We start from the raw sequence: 578 nt of genomic DNA, 5'->3' as shown, positions 1-578 counted from the left end.
TTGTTGTTCTCCTGCTCCAGTTCCTTCAGGCGCTGCGCTTCGGAGACCGTCATCCCGCCGAACTTCGCTTTCCAGTTGTAGTAGGTCGCTTCCGAGATGCCGTGCTTGCGGCACAGCTCCGCCGGCTTCAGGCCAGCCTCGGCTTCCTTCAAGATGCCGATGATTTGCTCTTCGGTGAATCGCTTTTTCATTGCCGTTCCTCTCTGGAACGGACTCTACACCGTCACCGTACTAAACGCGGGGAGCAGGTCACCATCGCCAACTGGACGTACGAAGTAAGCCAGGTCACCTTGGAGAGGCGCGTTTTGACCCTAGCCCACAAAACTGTCCCATTTGAAAGTGGAAAATTCCAGCATGACGTTGTCATCAAGACCAGGAGGTCATGCCGTGAAGAAGAGCAGGTTCACCGAAGAGCAGATCGCATACGCGTTGAAGCAGGCCGAGCTGGGCACGCCGGTCGCGGAGGTCTGCCGCAAGATGGGGATCAGCGACGCGACGTTTTACATATATGGACTGCTCCCAATAGCAAACGGAAGTTGACGGACACGGAAGTCGATTGCGTACATATATCCGGCGTC

At 55.9% G+C, this 578-nt stretch carries 1 protein-coding gene and 1 pseudogene; one reads left to right on the top strand and one right to left on the bottom strand.

The window, feature by feature from the left end; genetic code table 11:
- Window positions 1-191 (bottom strand): transposase (locus tag DIE08_RS35285; protein ID WP_148096083.1); only part of this gene is annotated, 191 nt, incomplete at its 3' end.
- 196 nt (window positions 192-387) lie between these two features.
- Between DIE08_RS35285 and DIE08_RS35280 the strand changes: the two are divergent.
- A pseudogene (locus DIE08_RS35280) lies at window positions 388-504 on the top strand (transposase); the annotation flags it as partial.
- Window positions 505-578 lie beyond the last annotated feature (74 nt).

Source organism: Burkholderia sp. Bp9004 (genome assembly GCF_003858025.1).
In the GTDB taxonomy this organism is placed as follows: domain Bacteria; phylum Pseudomonadota; class Gammaproteobacteria; order Burkholderiales; family Burkholderiaceae; genus Burkholderia; species Burkholderia diffusa.
This window is presented reverse-complemented; position numbering and strand designations above follow the sequence as displayed.